Below are 18926 nucleotides of genomic sequence, written 5' to 3' on the forward strand. Positions count from 1 at the left end.
GAGAGTGATGCATTCTTTTTCATGATCAATAATGATAATCATTATTGATGATGGTATAATCAAATAAAATAGGAGTGATAGTTCCGACAAGGAGTGAGGAAAATGAGCGCATCGGTTCAAACTTATATAGCGGATAATTACGGAGTTAATCTGGAGCCCCATCCAGAGCCACTTTTCACGATGGCAGGGCCGCTTCTTTTGACGGAAAATGGGATGCGAGAGTTCTTAGCTGCTTATTCACCTCTGATGAAAGCACTTGAACCTGCAGCAACTGGAGCCTATTTAATCAGCCGTCTCGGAAGCCTAAATGCAGCGATGCAGTATATGGTTACACATGATGAATTAGTTGATCTGTCTCCTGAGCTTTGGTCGCTGCAAATGTATCGAAGTGAGAAGGGGTTTATTGAATTCCGTGTTGTGCTTCAAGAAATAAGAAAACTGAGCGGTCCGCCGTGCGGACTCCGAAACGAATGGCGTGAAGAGCACTTATCCCGCTGGTATGCGGAGACGATCCGACCGCTTGTGGAAGCGATTGCCGCAGCTGCAGATATGGACATTATGCACCTTTGGAAAATTGTACCAGGTCGACTTCGAATTATTTTTGGACAATGGAAAGCCGCGAGTACCTCAGAAGAATGGCAGGCTCGTTATGAAGAGGACCATCTTTTCGTTACAAAAGAGTTGAAGGGTGAGGTATTCGGCCGCCTCCGCAATCCTTTGTTTGTCAAAGTTGTGAATCTGGATTACCCTGGTAATCCTGGTGAGCCAGACACACTGATTAAGATGAAAACGGCCTGTTGCATGTTTTACCGAACGGAAGGCGGGCAATATTGCTACACATGTCCCCGTATGAAACCGCAAGAGCGCGAAGAGCGTAAAGAACAATTACGAGCTCAATTCGCCGAAGCGGCCGCTGCTAAAAGTGTTGCGAAGTAACCATGAAGTGCAAGTGGAGTTCAAAAAAAGTCTGTTTCTCATTTCCGGCGGCTATGCAGCGGAGATAAGGCAGACTTTTTAGTTACTTCCAAAGGAGGACCTGTGTGTGCGGGGTCAGAAACCAAATGATGAACTGAGCAAGCCTTTATTCGACGATTATCCCTTGCTTGCCACGAAATTATATATTCCTCATCAACCTTCCTATCTTGTTCCCAGAGAACACCTGATGGCGAAAATGTCTTTGGCCATGCATTGTAAAGTGACAGTCGTCACTTCGCCACCTGGTTTTGGGAAGACGACCATGGTCAGTTATTGGTCATTAAATGAGGAGATGCCAGTAGCTTGGGTCTCTTTGGATCGTGGGGAGAATGACTTACTGCGATTTTGGACGTATGTCATGGCTGCAATCAATCGGATTTGCCCAGGTGTTGGTCATAAATCGTTCTCGTTACTGAAGACCGTGTCGTTTTCAGCAGAGCAAATGATAGCATGGCTGCTCAATGATTTATTTAAAATGGCACAGCCAATCCTGCTTGTTCTTGATGATTACCATGTCATTGAGTCGGAAGAGGTTCATTACTGGGTGGCGTTTTTTATTGAACGTATGCCTCCTCACATCCATGTGTGTCTACTCAGTCGCAAACAACCTCCCATTGCTTTGGGTCAGTTACGCGTTCAAGGACAACTCAATGAAATCAGTCTTCTGGAATTAAGATTTAAGGAGCAGGAAATAGCGGATTTTTGGTTTCGGCAAACAGGAGTATCACCTAACAAGTTATCTTTAAAGCTGTTATCTGACCGCACAGAGGGATGGGTTGCTGGTATCCAGTTAGCTGTTTTATCCCACTTATCAGGTCAAGCGGATGCCTTACAGCAATTTAAAGGCGATCATCGCTATGTTGTTGATTATTTAATGGAAGAGGTTTTTGATCACTTACCGGAGGGAACTCGTAAGTTTTTATTAAAGACTTCGCTAGTAGAAAGGATGAATGCAGAGCTTTGCGCCGAGTTGACGGATGAACCCGCACAGAGGGGGAGATTGCAAGAAATGGAGAAATCCAACTTGTTTGTCATTCCTTTGGACGCAGAAGGCAACTGGTTCCGTTATCATCACTTATTTGCGGATTTTTTGCGTTGCCGACTTAAGCAGCAGCATCCGGAAGAGATCATCTCTTTGCATTTGGCGGCATGCAAGTGGTTCGAAAAGCACAGCTATGTAGGTGAAGCCATAGAGCATGCGATGGCAGCAGGTGCGTTTGATAAAGCGAGCGAGCTCATTTTAACGATTGCGACAGAGCTATTGAAAAGAAGAGAACTTACCACCTTGCATCGTTGGCTGCTTCAACTACCTGTTGCCATCCGGGAACGTCCAGCGTTGCTGATTATTCAAATATGGACGGAACTGTTTATGGGTCACAATGAACAAATGGATAAACATATGGGTACTTTGCAAAAGGGGCTCCATGCCCCCAACCGTGTAGACGACTCGTTTGATATTGCCATTCGGGAAGATATGAAAGTTGTTAAAAACTTTCAGGCGATGCTGCTAGGCGATTTCAAGCAATGTTATGCCCTTTTGGAAGTGATGTATGTTGATGAGAATCTCCCCGATATTGAAGGATTGCCGATGCTGTTTGGCTTAGGCATGGAGCTGAATGACGGTTCGATTCCACTCATCAGAAGCTATTATGGCTTTAGTGGTCGAATCAAGCATGCAAATCGCTATCACCGATTTTATGGTGATTTTATTGATAAGAATGGGTTCCACGATTATCCGTTTACGGCTTATCAGCGGGCAGCCCTTTGTGAGGTAAGTTTTGAACGTAACCAGCTGACAGAGTCTTTTCGTTTAGCGGAGGATGCTATTCGCCTCGCCAAACGGAATCATGTCATCGGGGCTTATGTTCCCGCTGTCATCATTCAGTCGAAAATTCTTTGGGAGAGAGATGACAAAGAAAAAGCGTTAGCCATTCTCTACGAAGCGATGGATCATCTCAAATTGACTCATCACCATAGTTCGCAATGGCATAGTTTACTGCATGCTTTTCTGACTCACTGTCAACTTGAGTTGGGAGAGATAGAGGCTGTAGATCTCTGGATGACGGCGTCGCCTTGGAGCAGACAAAACGAGATTATTGGAGATCAAGACTTTGAGCTCCTGATTTATATACAGATTTTAATGATGAAAAAAAGCTGGGCAGAAGCACTCACTTGGTGTGAGCAACTCTTAAAGAAATCGAGAATCTCCGGTCGAAAGATGACAGAACTGGAAGTTCACATCGCGTTAGCGCTTTTGCATGATAAAACGAACAAGCCTCATACGAGCATGCTTCATTTGCATCAGGCGCTTTTACTGGGTGAGCGGGAGGGGTATCTGCGTATATTTATGGGTTCGGATATCGTGCATTTGCTGAGACAATATGCGGATGTGCGGAAGCATAAATATATGGTAGAAGTGCAAGGACAGCGTGTCTCCCTTCACTATCTTCAAGCGATCCTATCCCTTTCTTCTGCAAAGTGGGAGGCTGAAAGAAGTGAGAGCCAAGTAACATCCTCTGTGTTTATGCTGACTATTCGTGAAAAAGAGGTGCTCCAGCTCATCGTTGAGGGATTGTCCAACAAAGCGATAGCAAAGAAGTTAGTGCTTGCCGAAGGGACAGTAAAGCTTCATCTCCATCGCGTGTACAGCAAACTGCAGGTAAGCGGCAGAACGCAAGCGATTCAGAAAGCTAACCAACATCGGTTACTTTAAGCCAAAGATATAACCATCGTATATATCGTTCGTTAGATGGCGCTCTCCTTCACTTCTGATAAGCTGATAGCATTCAGTGCTGGAGGAGGAAGAAAATGTCAGAAAATTTCTATGATGTTATTATTATTGGTGCACGGGTTGCCGGTTCAACCTTGGCTTATGAACTTTCGAAAGCGGGGTATAAGGTGCTGCTCGTGGATCGTACTACGTTTCCAAGTGAGATTTTATCTACCCACAATTTGTTTAACAATTCGGTCGCCATGCTCCGAGAGATGGGCGTATTGGAGAAATTGCTTCAAACAGGGACCCCGATGTACAAACGAGCTTTTATTCAAATGGACGACATGATCGTGGATGGAATATTCCCCGAAGTAGATGGAGAAACCCACTGTTTATGTGTGCGGCGCAAGTATTTGGATCAAGTGCTGTTCAATCATGCTTGTGATCAGGAGCTCGTTACGGCCATTGAGGGGTTCCGAGTTACAGAATTGCTTTACGAGAAGGATACTGTGTTGGGAATTGTTGGTGTGCGACGCGATGGTACAACTGAACAGTTTACGGCTAAGTTGGTTGTTGGTGCTGATGGGCGTAATTCTACGCTGCGCAAATGGGTCAATAGTGAAAGGAAGTGGAGCGTTCCTACGGATTTCGCTTCGTACGTGGGTTACTTTTCGGATTTCCGTCAAGAAGGCGAGCCTTGCGTTGAATTTTATAAGCTCAAAGATCAAATCGCGATTATATTTCCGACAAGTGATAACCTTGTGGTTATTGGGATTATGTTTCCTTTGGTAAATACGGAATGGAGTGAGAAATTTCGGAACGATCCAGAAGCAAGTATGCGCGAATTAGTGGAGATTGGTTTCAGTTCTACTACTTTTCCCGAGAGGCTGCGAGAAGCTTCTTTGGATGAGCCAATGAAAGGGCTGCTTGGTTACGATAACGATTGGTTCCAGGGAATGGGGAAGGGTTGGGCTTTAGTTGGAGACAGTGTATCTTTCAAGGATCCAGCGGTTGGGCAAGGCATGCATGATGCGATATACGGAGCGCGCTTATTACGGGATATTTTATCCGAAACGGTTGATTGGACATCCCAATGGAGTGAAATGGCTGATAAATATCAGACCACGATGGAGTCCAAAATGATGTCTCGCTATCAATTAGCCTGCCAAACGACGAAGAATACGCCCGTCACATTGGAACAAGCGATGGTAAATCGATTGATTGGTAGTCATCCTGATGCATCCCAGGCTTTTCTTGGTATGTATAACTACGCGAATGAGCCCGAATTGCTTCAACAAATCATCATACGTTTGATTCAAGAAGGGATTGGATCGAGAGATTGAGCATCCAATCATTGCTTGGGAAATAATCGGAGAGGGCTAATTGATTTCCATCGTGAAATCGGTTAGCTCTTTTTTTACATAACTCCTATCGCTTAATCGTATCTGTTGACTTTTTTGTTGGTTTTTTTCCACTTTATGCATACAATAAGGGAAGCACTAATTCGATGCAGCAGGGTGATGAATATTGAAAAATTGGTTCATGAGTAATATGAAATCGACAGTAATCTTTAGCATTCTCATCATCGTCGCGGCTGTTGGCGGAGTGTTAAGCTACTTCGGATTGCACCGAGATAGTGACGGCGGCTTCACGCTGCATACACAAACGTCTTTTCGGCCTGATGTCGTTGTGATGGGAACCGAGCTTGAAGGGATGTATCTCGCACAAAGGGCTAAACAGGAAGGCCTAGGCGTATTAATCCTTGAAACGAAGGGCAGATTGGGTGGACAGCTTATCCAGGGGGAAATGCTCTATCTCGATGGTACGTATGATGATGATGGTGACCAGCTCATGCAAGGCGGTATGAAGGAGTTATTTCAGCAATACACGAAAGGAAGCGTTCGTACTAAAACAGATTTTGCTCATTATTTTCATAGGATAATTGAAGGAATTCCACTAGAGAAAAATGTTGTTCTTGAAGACGTGAGCATGTCTGGGAATAAAGTAGATTCGCTAACTTATCTTGACGGTAATGGGAAAAGACGAATGGTAAAGCCTTCCTATTTCGTGGATAATTCGGATGATGCTGCCTTCATTCGCAAGCTTAATGTGGAGCCTCTCCCAGGGTTGGAAGCGCTATATGGGAGCAAGGAACGCGAATATATGAGCGGCACGTACATGATGAAATTCAAAGGGGTCGACTGGGACAAGTTTCAAACGCATTATTGGAAAATGAATAAAGTAGAGAGAGCACACAAATACGGACCTGAAAGTTATGTGAATTCACACATCGCCTATGGGTTCCCGCCAGTTGTATCGGCGTATGAACTGCGTAACAAGCAGGATCTGAACCTCCGAGGCTTGAACATCCTGAATCAAGGTAACGGAGAAATTATTATTAACGCGTTGCAGGTATATGGTATCGATCCGAGCCAGAAAGAAACGATTCAAAGAGGTATGGCGTTGGCGAAAGCAGAAATGCCCTTCATACGCGATCATCTTCGTAATCACATGGTGGGCTTCGAACAGTTGGAAATAGGTGGAGAACCCAACGAACTGTACATCCGAGAGTTTAATCACTACCCAACCGAATATGTTCTGCAAGCGTCAGACTTAATGAGTGGCCGTATGTTCTGGGATAACGTAAGCATTGGCGGCTATTTTATGGACATTCAAGGTTCGCGCTCCAATCGGGAAGGATTAGCTATCGGTCGCCCAGATAAATATGGGATTCCTTTGCGAAGCTACTTGCTGCATGACTATGATAACGTTGTAACTACAGGAAAGCTGGTTGGGGCAACAGCGGTGGCCTATGGAAGTGCAAGGATTCAACCGAACGGAGCAATGGCTGGGGAAACGATCGGTGTGCTCATGGGTCAAATGAATGGAAGAAGTTTGAAGTCGACATCACCAGAGGAAATTAAGCGACTTCATGAACGGATGGAACACAAATATCAGATCAAGCTAGATGATCGCATAACAGCCAAGAATAAAATCGCTCATCTCTCTGAGGGAGAGAAAGCGGAATTGAATAGTGGGAGGATTACGCTGCTGAAAGGCAATAGGATCGCCCATCATCTGCCATTCATTCGGGTTAGCGTGGAAGGCCAGGCCATCACATACAATGGCATTAAGCCTATTGTCATTAATGGTATCCCCTGGGTGCCGTTAAGCCAGACATTCGAGAAGATAGGCCTTGGCGATGCAACCTATGATGAAGAAAACAAACGAATCGTTTACACGTTCAAGGGGAAATCAGGAACGATTGAGTCGGCAGACGTTCAGATATTGAACAATTTTGTACTTGTAAGTTGGGCGAAACTCGCGGAAGTGCTAGGCTACTTCTGGGAGTGGAATACAGCAGGAGACGAAGTTCTTGTAAGACGTCTTAAATGGCACTAAAACGAAAATCTGTCGATTCTCCTAGGAGGAAGGCAGATTTTTTGGGTTTTTCAACTTGCAGCGTTGGCTTATCAAGCCCGCACCATCTCCCGACATTAGCAATAGTCTACTCTATATGGAGTTTGGGAGTGTGAACATGGATGAGAATAAATCGGAAATGGAAGTTAACATCGAAAGCTAGTTTGTCTGCAACAAAACCTATCAAGCAACGGGTATACGCCATACGCAAAGTTGCTAAAATAATGCTGCCATTTTATCGTAAGCTTGCAAGCAACCTTACTTTTTCCATACAGTGGGCAACCGCTGTGCGGAAAACGGATATTGCCCGGATGAATAAGCTGCTGCGTTCGGTCATCGGCGCAGAACCACTATCGGCCCTAGGATCCAATGGTGTAGGGTGGTTCGTTGATTTTCCGCTGCCGAAGCCGCTGCTAGTGATCACCAATGGCACCACGATTCGCCCAGGGCAAGTGCAGTTCACATTCAGCTCTACGATAAATCGTGCCATCGCGAAGGCTGTTATTCCGCTGTATAAGGAAATTAGTTGTAATCCCTATTACGCGGCGCTTATCGTGAAGGCGATTAATACCCAGAATAAGATATTGTTGAATCGCTTGGTACGGAGCACTGTAACAAGTCGGAGGTTAGTCTCAGTTGACATTGATTTCTCTGGCTTCTTTCTCGGTTTCAAATATCCGGAGAGTAAGTATGTGTATTTGAATGAAGTTTTTAGGGAGTATGTCATGTGATTTCACAGTCATGTGTTGGGAAGAAGGATGCGGTATAAATTTCTAAGCGTGACACTAATCAATTGGGCCTATTTCGTAGTATAATGTTCCTATTGATTATTGGAGGCACATACATGACATTAATTAAACATTTTCAGGCACAAGATGAATTTACGGGCTTTTACTTAATTAAAGAATTGGAAATTAAACAAACGAATACTACACCTGCCAAAGATTTCATGGATATTGTACTCTGCGATGCGAGTGGACAGGTGTCCGCCAAGATGTGGGACGTCAGCGCTGCGGATAAAGAGACATTCTTTCCGATGACGTTAGTGAAGGTGCAGGGACTTGTTCAATTGTACCGCGAACGTTTGCAAGTGAAGGTTGGCAAGATTCGCAAAGCACTGCCGGAAGATGGCGTGCAAATCACTGATTTTATCCGCTCTGCGCCGATCAGTCCAGCCGACCTCATTCATACGATTAATCATGTATTGGCGAGTATAACGAACCCAACGATTCAGTCCATCGTCTCGTTCTGTGTCGCAAAGGTACAAGATAAACTGGATCATTATCCAGCGGCCAAAACGCATCACCATGCGTATTTCGCAGGACTTGCTTATCATATCGTGCGGATGCTCGAGCTCGGTGAGTTTATTTGCAAACAGCGGCCATTTCTTAATGCTGACCTGATCAAAGCGGGCATCATTCTCCATGATATCGCGAAGCCAGAGGAAATGATCGCGCAGCTCGGCATTGTCTCTGACTATAGCGTGCAAGGTAAGCTATTGGGGCACATCTCTATGGCCTCCAATTGGATTACAGAGGCTGCTTTGCACCATGGGGTTGATCTTCAATCGGATCTCGTCATTGGATTGCAGCATATTGTATTGTCCCACCACAACTTGCCAGAGTGGGGAAGTCCTGTTCTGCCACAGCTGCCGGAAGCTGTCGCACTTCATTATATCGACTCGATGGATGCGAAGCTCCAAATGGTCGAGGACACGCTGCTTGTCACTCCGGAGTCCGACGCATGGACGCCGATGATACGCGGGTTGGAGAACAAAGCGATGTATCGTTTAAAGCTGTAAGATAGAGATGAAAGCTGTTTCCGAGTGGAGTTATCTACTTGGAAGCAGCTTTTTGTGTTTGGAGGAGGTAGGTGATGCTGAAAGCACCTATCACCGAAGCCTAACCTGAACTTGTCCTCGCGAGTGAATCGCAACTCTCAACAGGTCCAAGCCTTCCTACACCCGCACCCCAAGCTAAACGTTACGAGGTCGTCATGGGGGACTTTTCGGCTAATTGGCATAGACAACCTCAGGCAGCTAATCACCTTCCGATAGTCCCGATCAAAGCTCCAAACCAGTCCCCTGCTTGAATCGCTTAATGACCATTTGGGTATTCACCCGCACAACCCCATTTAGTTTGTAAAGGTTCTTATAGAGGAATTCCTCCAGCGCAGCTTCATCCTTCAACAAAGCATGCATATGTAAGGAGCTCGTTCCTGTCATTTGATAAATCGATACCACATTCGGGTCCCCGGAAAGTGTGTTCCCCACTTCCTCGGCATAGCGCGGCTCCACTTCGACCTCGAAAAAGGCGCTAACGACCTTTCCTAGCTTCGTCGCATTTAAGCGTATCGTGAAATTCTCGATGATTTCATTGTCGATCAGGTTTTCAACACGTTTTTGAATCGCGACACGCGATAGATTCAAAATCTCACCGATTTTCGCATAGGACATTCTACTGTTCTCGTGCAGTAATTTAATAATTTGTTGATCGACAGGGTCTAGATCGTGCAAATCTAACATGAACCTCACTCCATTCTGTAATTCGAAAATATATACAATTGCTCAGTATTCCTTACTCTTTTAATAATATGTCACTAAAAACAACAAAAACAAAACGGATGTTAATCAATTATCGCCAAATTTAAGAATAATCGAAACTATTTTAACCGCGATCATTTACACATGACGTTGACCATGTGGCAAAGTCTGCATATAATCGTGTTAATTAATATAACATAAATTAATCTATACGAATTAAATGTTATATAAAATAACACAAGGAGCTGTCATATGTCCAAAAAACTCATTTATAACGGAACCGTCCTGACGATGAATGCGACGAACGAAATGTTCAAACCAGGGTATGTGTACATGGAACATGATGTGATTTGTGAAGTTGGCGAATGGAAGTCAGATGGCAGCTTAGATCATCTTCTCGAAGAGGCTTCCTATCGGTACAACGCTGAAGGAAAAGTAGTGATCCCCGGCATCGTGAATGGCCATACACATCTGTTCCAAACATTTATGCGTGGCGTATCGGACCATTCTCCCTTAGCCCAATGGCTGAAAGAGATTATATGGCCGATGAGTCTCGCGATGGAGCCGGAGGATTTCTATCTGGCTGCATTGATTGGGTGTATTGAAAATCTGAAATCAGGGGCTACGTATATGATGGATCATCACTATATCCACACATACCCTGAGAATGATGCCAGCGTGCTGAGGGCAATGGTCGATTCGGGAATTCGTGGACATTTGGCACGAGGAGGGTCCGACCTAGCAGGTGAAGTTCGTTTGCGAGAGACTAGTGAGCAGATATTCAATGCTACAGATGCATTGCTCGATCAGTGGGAAGGTGCAGCGAACGGTCGTATCCGAATAGCGTTAGGACCACTGAACTTATACGGATGTTCCCGCGAATACCTCGAACAAGCAGCCATGTTCAGTCGAGATCGCAAGCTCATTTCTCATGTACATGTCGCAGAAACGAGTGAACAAATCGACACGACAATGGCGCGATACGGTCTTAGAAATTTGGAGCTGCTAAATGAAGTAGGCTTACTCAGCGATCAGACACAGGTTGTCCATGGTGTTTGGCTGGATGACGGAGAGCTCGACCTAATCAAAGAAAAACAAGCATCCGTCATCCATTGTCCCGTTTCCAATATGTATCTAGCCTCTGGCGTTGCACGGGTACCTGAGATGCTGCGGATGGGCATCAATGTTGCCCTAGGAACAGATGGCCCTGGCAGCAACAACTGCCAAGATAATCTCGAAGTGTTGAAGTTTACTGCTTGCTTGCACAAAGTAAATGAGTTGGATGCCACATTGCTGCCCCCAATGGATGTGCTGCGAATGGCAACGGTGAATGGTGCCAAGGCAGTAGGCCGAAGCCAAGATCTAGGCAGCCTAGAGCCGGGTAAGAAAGCAGATCTAGTCACAGTAGATATGATGAAAGCCCATATTTCCCCCGTGCATCGCGCATCTTCGGCACTTGTCTATAATGCGAATGGCAACGATGTCGATTTGGTGATGGTAGGCGGGCAAGTAGTCGTAGAACATGGCAAGAGCACATGGATTGATGAGCAGGAAGTTTTAAAAAGAGCGCAAGCCAGAGTTGACGTACTTAGAAGCAAGTTAGCGGGGCAGTACCCTATTTTTGCGAATCAAATGTAGGTCCAATTAGAGGAGGATGAATTCTATGGCATTACAACGTCTACATGATCCCGTTCTTGAAAATGATTGGCATGCGGTGTACCTTGCATCTGAACTGAAAGATCAACCGGTAGGTGTCATCATTTTAGGAGAAAGAGTGGCCCTTTATCGCTCAAGCCGAGGCGTTCACGCCCTGCAAGATCTCTGCGTCCATCGTGGAGCCATGTTATCCAAGGGGTGGGTCAAAGATGATGTGCTGGTCTGTCCGTATCATGGCTGGCAGTACGACTCCTCTGGACAATGTGTGTGTATTCCTGCACAGCCTAAAGGGGAGAAAATTCCACTCCGAGCGAAAGCTGTTACGTATGCATGTGAAGAGAAATATGGCTTCATCTGGGTATGTATTGGTGAACCAGCAGCTCCGATTCCGCATTTTGAGGAGTTTGCGAATCCCGAGTATCACCCACTTCCTTGTGGGCCGTATAAGGTTGCCGCAGCGGGAACGCGTGTGATTGAAAATTTCACAGACTTCGCTCACCTCATGTTCGTGCATCAGGATTTACTAGGTCACCCAGACTATGCCGAGCTTCCGGATTTCCAGGTTGTGAAGGAAGAGGATCGCATCTATATCGACAATATTCCAATTTTCCAGCCTGTTGCGCATTCTGGTTCCGATAAAAGCGCAGGCACTACGTATGTCTATAGGAAGGAAGTGTATCGGCCGTTGTCTGCTAGGTTATCGAAGGCGGATCCAAGTAATGGTCAAACGTTATGGATCATGCTCACTGTACTGCCAGTAGCTGCGGAAGAATGCGTCGTCTTCATGATGGTTTCTCGTAATTATGCGTACGACGTAGATGATGCAAATTTCATTAAATTCCAAGATATCGTGTTTGAACAGGATGCCAGAGTCATTGAGACGCAGAAGCCTGAACTGCTGCCTCTAGATCTTCAAGTCGAGCTGAATCATAAAGTAGATCGCTTCTCGATTGCGTATCGTCGTTGGTTGAAAGAATTAGGTGTAGTGGTTGGGACGATTTAGTTTTCGGTTTAATGTTCGGGTTTAAATGGAATTATTCACTTTTCTACTATCATACAGTTGGAAAAGTTATGAAAAAGGCGTACTTTTATTGTGAAAATACACAAAACGTCAGTCTGTTCGTTGACGGAGACAAGCCGTGAAACGTATATTTGACTCAAGGTTAGCACGATGTAGACAGATAGAAAACCAAATATGGAGGGGAAGTTAACCATGAAACGATTTCAACGTACTCTTGCACTTGCAACAAAACGCCGAGGAGCTCTATCCCTTAGTTTAGTGATGATTTCTAGTTTGTTAGCCGCATGTGGAAGTTCAAGTACTCCCGTTTCCTCGTCAGCACCAACAGTAGCACCAACTACGGCAGCGGCGGCTTCTCCTGCAGCATCAGCGGCACCAGCCGCCAAACCGATTGTTCCAGCAACGGTGGTGTTGAACTGGTTCGCGGAGCCTGAACATGGTGGGAATTTCGCTGCTTTAGCAAAAGGTTATTACAAGGATGCAGGCTTTGATATGACATTGATGCCTGGTGGTCCTTCCGTATCCTCGACACAGATTGTCGCATCTGGTAAAGCCCAATTCGGGATGGCGAACGGTGATGATATTTTGGTAGCCAGACAAGAAGGAATACCTGTCGTGGCGATTGCAACCTCGATGCAAAAGAGTCCACAAGCCCTGTTTTATCATAAGGATTCCGGTGTGAAAGATTTCGGTGATTTAAATACTCACAAAGTGTATGTAGCGTCCACGGCGAGTTTCTGGCAATTTATCAAAAATAAATACAAATTAACGAATGCACAAGAAATGAAATATACAGGTCAATTAGTGAACTTTGTGAGTGACAAAACAGCGCTAACACAAGGCTATGTGACCTCAGAGCCATTCACGATGGATCAACAAAAGGTTGATTACGGTACGCTGCTCGTTGCCGATTCGGGTTATAGAATTTACGCAGGTGTGTACTTTACGACAGAAAAGATGATCGCTGAGCATCCAGATCAAGTCAAAGCCTTCGTTGAAGCGACGGTGAAGGGTTGGGATTACTACAAAGATCATTCCGATGAGATCAATCCGAACATTCAAACGAAGAACCCGGATATGGGCCTCGACATGATGAAATACAGCGCAGCGAAGGAAATGGACTTTGTATTCGGTGGCGATGCTGCAACCAAAGGCACAGGCATTATGACTAAAGAGAGATGGGAAGAAGTGCAGAAGCAATTAGTTGAAGTAGGCGTTCTGAAGACCGCTGAGAATATTGATAAAGTGTTCACGACACAATTCTTGCCTAAGAAATAAACATTAGGGAGGTGGCGGCATTGGCTTCTAACAACAACATCGATCTATGTAACGTCAGATTGCCATTGTTAAATGAAGGGGAATTATATCATCTGTCGATTCGCGATGGTAGTTGGACACATATTCGGATGCAAGAAGCAGATGCCGCTGCTCCCATTTCGACCTCGCTCGAGTCATGGAATCCGGATCAGCATGTTGAAACATCCGGCATCACACGACTGGATCTTCAGGGTAAAATGTTGCTTCCAGGCTTTGTGGATTCGCATATGCATCTCGACAAAGCGTTCTCGTTAACAACCGTTGAGAATATCAGCGGTACGTTGGAAGAGGCAGTTCTCAATTACTCGGCCGCATCGCCAACGTTCTCTAAGGATGAAATTAAAGCCAGAATGATGCGATCTGCGCTACAAGCTCTGTCTTTTGGAACCACGCATATTCGAACACATCTGGATTTTAATCTACGGTTTTCACGTGACATCGCTTTGCGCACCATTGAAGCCGCATTGGAAGCCAGAGAAGCCTTAGCGCCATACATGACTTTGCAGCTTTTCCCGATGTGTCCTTACAATTTCATGTCACTGGATAATGAAGCCATTGAGGAAGCCTTGCGAATGGGTGTGGATGGCATTGGTGGTGCACCGCATTTATCGTTAACACCGAAGGAAGACATTGATTTTATTTTTAAAATGGCAGAGAAATACGATGTTCCAATTGATCTACACTGTGACGAAACCGATAATCCGCAGATGCGAACGGTTGAATATGTAGCAGCACGCACGAAAGAAACAGGCTACGAGGGCAGAGTGACCGTTGATCACTTGTGTGCATTAGCCTCGATGACTGATGAGGATGCAGGCGGCATCATTGACAAGATGGCAGAGGCCAAACTAAAGGCAGTTTCCTTGCCAGCAGTTAATCTGTACTTGCAAGGAAGACATGATTCATTCCCTGTGAGAAGAGGAGTCACTCGCTTAAAGCAAATTCATGAGAGAGGCATTCCAATTGCAGTTGCATCGGACAATATTCATGATCCTTTCCACCCTTTCGGGCGAGGGGATTTGCTTCAAATAGCACTGATCTCCTCCTATGCTGCACATATGGGCAGACCCGCAGATCTTCGCACATTGCTGCGGATGATTACGGAAGCTCCCGCAAAGGTTCTAGGACTATCTGGCTATGGGATTACAGAAGGTCATCCAGCCAACTTCGTCATCGTAGATGGCAGCTCAACCGAAGAAATCTTTACCATGCTCCCTGAACGCAGATGGGTGTACAGCCAAGGACGCTTCGTCAGATCCCCTGGCACGAAAGCTGTGTGGAACAACAATGCCTTAGCGCAGTTTTGGCAAAAGGCAAGTGAAGACGTAACGTTCCAAAAGCCCGAATTCGCGAAAGGGTGAACCGTCAAGATGGCTAATCTGTTGGTTGTTTATTACAGTGCCTTTGGTCATGTGTATCAGATGGCGCAAGCCGTTGCAGATGGTGCCAGCCAATCAGGTGCGCATCCTGTACGAATTGTGCGTATCCCCGAAATGGCTGCGGATGTGAATCGTGTAATTACAGCTGATAAAGATAGACGCTCTGCGATGCAGGAGAAGACAGCGAGCGGTTCAACGTTATCGAAGCAATTTCGTCTAACGGATCGTTATCAGAAGTATGAAGCTGCGCTAGCGCTGCAAAAAGAAATCCCAATCGTGACAAATGATGACCTACGTTGGGCTGATGGGATCCTTTGGGGATTCCCGACGTATTACGGCTCGATGCCGGCGCAAGTTAAATTGTTCCTTGAGATGGCTGGTGAACTTTGCATCGAGGGTGCCCTGGAGGGCAAGCCGACCGGCATATTTAATAGTACAGCGTCCATTCATACGGGACATGAAGCAGCCATATTAACCTCGATGGTCCCTTTGTTTCATTTTGGTATGATTTTCGTGGGATTGCCTTATTCAGAAAATCCGGAGTACTTAACGGCTGATGCGATCGGCTGCTCGCCTTATGGGGCATCCACTTTAGCTGGGCCAGATAGTTCACTTTCTCCAGATCCTAGAGAGCTGCTGATGGCGGCGCGATTAGGTGAGCGAGTAGCGGACATAGCTGCTGCTATCAAGCAGTTTCGAACTAAGAAAGCCTAAGGCTTGCATCATTAAAAATTGGAAAGCAGAAAGAACCCTCTTTGCAGAGCTTGGTTCTTTTTTCACAAATAGATGATCCATGTTACAGGAGGTGCTCAGCATGACATTCAATCGCTATCAAGGGAAAGCCTGGGATCAATGCTTCTTCCCAAGCCTTAGTAAAATTCAAGTGACTGAGATTCCCAAGGAAAATGCTTTAATCGTGCTGCCAGTCGGGGCTGTTGAGCAACACGGCCCACATATGCCGGTGTTTACCGACACATTAATCTCGGAAGTACTGTTGACAGAAGCTTTCGAGCAGCTTCCTGACCATTCGAACATATGGCTGCTTCCAGCGATTCCCTACGGAAAGAGTACGGAGCATCTAGGTCATGCGGGTACGATCACCTTATCGGCAACAACGTTAATGGCTGTCGTGATGGATATTGCCAAAAGCCTTCGGCAAAGCGGCTTCGAGAAGCTCGTTCTCGTTAACTCGCATGGCGGGAATACCGATCTGTTGAACATGATGGGTAGGGAAATTCGCATCGAAACGGGTTTAGCTGTGTTTCGCTTAGATCCAGGTGGACTCGGCGGTGCTGATGAATGGATAACACCGCTGGAGAAACAGGCGGGCATTCATGCCGGTGATATGGAAACATCCATCGTCATGGCGGCGATGCCGCACTGGGTGAACATGGAGGTAGCGCCAACGGAGTACCCCAATTACCCGGAATCCCGTTATTTGGCATTTCGGAATCGTGCCTTTGCTTGGGTAATGGATGATCTCTCGCATACCGGCATATCCGGAGATGCCACCGCAGCAACAATGGCCAAAGGTGAGGCCATGACGGAAAAGTATGGGACTTATATCGCAGAGGCGTTGCTTGCCTTTCAAGCCTTCGATATGCAATCGCTCAAAATTAGTAAGTAGATCGGGTAAGCCAAACAAACACGTATAGGAGATGACACACATGTCGAAAAATTCTTCTCTAATGGATACAGCTAGCCGACAAACCGCAAGTTCTACTTTCGTGAGTATGACGAATCTCTCCAAGACTTACCCGAATGGAACGATTGCCCTGCAGGATGTTAACCTGGCCATTCAAGAAGGTGAATTCTTATGCTTTGTAGGCCCATCGGGTTGTGGGAAATCGACGATTTTCAAAATCATTACAGGCTTATCCAAACCAAGCAAAGGCTCCTTGGATGTCTTTGGAACAACACCGAAGGAAGCGCGCAAGCAAAGTGACATCGCTTTTGTGTTTCAAGATCATACGCTCTTACCCTGGTCGACGGTTGAAGCGAATGTGAAGCTTCCGCTGGAATTACGCGGAGTGGATAAGAAGACCCAACAACAAGAAGCGGAGCGAGTGCTTGAGCTTGTTGGCTTGAAGGATTACATGAAAGTACTGCCTAGGCAGCTTTCTGGTGGTATGAAAATGCGCGTATCCATCGCGCGTGCGCTAATTTCGAGGCCGAAGCTGCTGCTGATGGATGAACCGTTCGGTGCGTTGGACGAAATTACGCGTCAAACTTTGCAAATGGAGCTGCTCAATATTTGGCAGCAGGATAAATCGATGACCGTGTTATTCGTGACACATAATGTGTTCGAATCCGTGTTTTTATCAACCAGTGTCGTTGTTATGACACCTCGACCTGGTAAAATCTCAGCACGGATCGATATTCCAGTTCCTTTTCCAAGAGATGAAACCTACCGAACAACATCGCAGTTTAGCGATTTAGTGCGCATTGTGAATGACGCTTTGGACCATTAAGACGAGAGGGTGAAGACGGCATGTCCACAGAAGCGGAAGTTACCTGGGTTCATGAGATCGAAGAGCAGTTAGGGAAAGAAATCGTATCCATTGATCAAGAAACAAGAGATAAGCTTTCTAAGGATTATTACTGGTACTCTCCTGTGCTTAATCGTAGGCTGGAGGGGATCGCATCGGCTGATGTCGTCGTGCTGCCCCGCAATGAAGCAGATGTGGCCAAGGCTTTGGCGTTTGGCTATTACCATGGAATTCCTGTGACAGTACGCGGTGCTGGGACTGGTAATTACGGTCAGGCCGTTCCTTTACAGAAAGGGATCGTGCTGGATCTAAGTCGCATGGATCAGATTCTAGAAATTGGACCTGGATCAGCTCGTTTACAGTGTGGTGTGCGTTTAGGGGTTATCGATAAGAAGGCACGTGAAGTTGGACAAGAAATTCGCATATACCCTAGTACGTATGTGAAGGCAACGGTAGGCGGCTTCGTGAGTGGTGGTTCTGGCGGAATTGGTTCGATCACACATGGAAATCTATGGGATGGCAACGTCCGTGAGGCTGTTATTTATACAATGGAAGAAACACCACAGCGACTCGTTGTAACAGGTCCAGAATTGTTCAACTATATCCACAATTACGGGACGACGGGTATTTTGACCGAGGTCACCATTCCACTTTCACCGCGCACCGAATGGGCACAAGCTATCGCGCATTTCCCTACTTTCGAGCAGGCGATGCAGTTTGGTGAGGCTCTCGCTTGTGAAGAAGTGATTCCCAAACGACTCATTGCTCCCATGGAGTGGCCGATTCCTTCCTATTTTGTACCCTTTAGTAAAGTGATTATGCCAGGAATGGCAGCTGTTATGCTGGAGTTTGCTGAAGAAACATTGCGGTTAGTTGATGTACTTGCGCATCAATTTGGCGGACATATCGGTCATGTGATTGAGGCCAAAAACTACCGTAAAACCATAGGTGTATCCGACTTTACATGGAACCACACGACTTTGTGGGCGATGAAAACAGACGCATCGATGACATATTTGCAAGCAGGGTTTAAAGTGGATAGCTACTTAGAACAAATTAAGCAAATTAAAGCAAAGTTCGGCGATGAGGTTTATCTGCATGTTGAATGGGTGCGCAGTGGTGGCGTGGTGACGCCTACAGCCCTCCCTGTTGTAAGGTTTACAACGGAAGAACGACTATATGAAATTATCGAATTTTTTGAATCTATTGGCGTCAAAATATTCGATCCGCATACCTGGGTGCTCGACCAAGGTGGTCGTGGCGAAGTAGGCAGTATGGAACGCAAGAAACGGGAGAATGATCCGAAGGGACTTCTCAATCCTGGCAAAATCATTTGTGAGTCATAACGAAGGGGGGATATGTGCAATGGCTGTCGATTCGAAGTACCTACAAATATTACCTGATGAAATATTTC

General features: G+C 45.9%; 15 protein-coding genes. 14 read left to right on the forward strand and 1 reads right to left on the reverse strand.

The window, feature by feature from the left end; genetic code table 11:
- The first annotated feature begins 102 nt into the window (after positions 1-102).
- The 6 genes from AC58QT_RS18940 to AC58QT_RS18965 all read left to right on the forward strand — a co-directional run bounded on the left by AC58QT_RS18940 (position 103) and on the right by AC58QT_RS18965 (position 8909).
- Positions 103-936: a (2Fe-2S)-binding protein gene (locus AC58QT_RS18940; protein WP_497410378.1), complete on the forward strand. Its 834-nt coding sequence runs from the start codon at positions 103-105 to the stop codon at positions 934-936.
- A gap of 106 nt (positions 937-1042) precedes the next feature.
- Entirely contained in the window at positions 1043-3688 is a 2646-nt protein-coding gene (locus tag AC58QT_RS18945; RefSeq protein WP_497410379.1) for a winged helix-turn-helix domain-containing protein, read from the forward strand.
- A gap of 95 nt (positions 3689-3783) precedes the next feature.
- Complete coding sequence (locus AC58QT_RS18950) at positions 3784-5031, forward strand: NAD(P)/FAD-dependent oxidoreductase (protein WP_497410380.1); 1248 nt, start codon at positions 3784-3786, stop codon at positions 5029-5031.
- Between the two features lie 184 nt (positions 5032-5215).
- A complete protein-coding gene (locus AC58QT_RS18955) occupies positions 5216-7090 on the forward strand; it encodes an FAD-dependent oxidoreductase (protein ID WP_497410381.1) in 1875 nt (624 codons plus the stop codon).
- Between the two features lie 140 nt (positions 7091-7230).
- Entirely contained in the window at positions 7231-7839 is a 609-nt protein-coding gene (locus AC58QT_RS18960) for a hypothetical protein (protein WP_497410382.1), read from the forward strand.
- Between the two features lie 113 nt (positions 7840-7952).
- Complete coding sequence (locus AC58QT_RS18965; protein WP_497410383.1) at positions 7953-8909, forward strand: 3'-5' exoribonuclease YhaM family protein; 957 nt, start codon at positions 7953-7955, stop codon at positions 8907-8909.
- 261 nt (positions 8910-9170) lie between these two features.
- On the opposite strand, the gene AC58QT_RS18970 is transcribed toward AC58QT_RS18965, so the two are convergent.
- Positions 9171-9632, reverse strand: a complete 462-nt coding sequence (locus tag AC58QT_RS18970) for an Lrp/AsnC family transcriptional regulator (protein WP_497410384.1) — start codon at positions 9630-9632, stop codon at positions 9171-9173.
- A gap of 270 nt (positions 9633-9902) precedes the next feature.
- On the opposite strand from AC58QT_RS18970, the gene AC58QT_RS18975 reads away from it, so the two are divergent.
- The 8 genes from AC58QT_RS18975 (at position 9903) to AC58QT_RS19010 (ending at position 18858) form a co-directional block, all read left to right on the forward strand.
- On the forward strand, positions 9903-11288 hold the full coding sequence (locus AC58QT_RS18975) for an amidohydrolase family protein (protein ID WP_497410385.1): 1386 nt from the start codon (positions 9903-9905) through the stop codon (positions 11286-11288).
- Between the two features lie 25 nt (positions 11289-11313).
- Positions 11314-12309 (forward strand): aromatic ring-hydroxylating dioxygenase subunit alpha, encoded by a 996-nt coding sequence (locus tag AC58QT_RS18980; RefSeq protein WP_497410386.1) that lies wholly within the window; start codon positions 11314-11316, stop codon positions 12307-12309.
- 210 nt (positions 12310-12519) lie between these two features.
- A complete protein-coding gene (locus AC58QT_RS18985) occupies positions 12520-13605 on the forward strand; it encodes an ABC transporter substrate-binding protein (protein WP_497410387.1) in 1086 nt (361 codons plus the stop codon).
- Positions 13606-13625: 20 nt separating this feature from the next.
- A complete protein-coding gene (locus tag AC58QT_RS18990) occupies positions 13626-15005 on the forward strand; it encodes an amidohydrolase family protein (protein ID WP_497410388.1) in 1380 nt (459 codons plus the stop codon).
- 9 nt (positions 15006-15014) lie between these two features.
- The gene (locus tag AC58QT_RS18995; RefSeq protein WP_497410389.1) at positions 15015-15737 is read left to right on the forward strand and encodes an NAD(P)H-dependent oxidoreductase; all 723 of its coding nucleotides are present in this window, start codon (positions 15015-15017) and stop codon (positions 15735-15737) included.
- A gap of 100 nt (positions 15738-15837) precedes the next feature.
- Complete coding sequence (locus AC58QT_RS19000; RefSeq protein ID WP_497410390.1) at positions 15838-16650, forward strand: creatininase family protein; 813 nt, start codon at positions 15838-15840, stop codon at positions 16648-16650.
- A 40-nt stretch (positions 16651-16690) separates the two neighbouring features.
- Positions 16691-17494 (forward strand): ABC transporter ATP-binding protein, encoded by an 804-nt coding sequence (locus tag AC58QT_RS19005; RefSeq protein ID WP_497410391.1) that lies wholly within the window; start codon positions 16691-16693, stop codon positions 17492-17494.
- A 20-nt stretch (positions 17495-17514) separates the two neighbouring features.
- Positions 17515-18858: an FAD-binding oxidoreductase gene (locus AC58QT_RS19010; protein ID WP_497410392.1), complete on the forward strand. Its 1344-nt coding sequence runs from the start codon at positions 17515-17517 to the stop codon at positions 18856-18858.
- Positions 18859-18926 lie beyond the last annotated feature (68 nt).

It is taken from the genome of Paenibacillus sp. J31R109 (assembly GCF_059692055.1).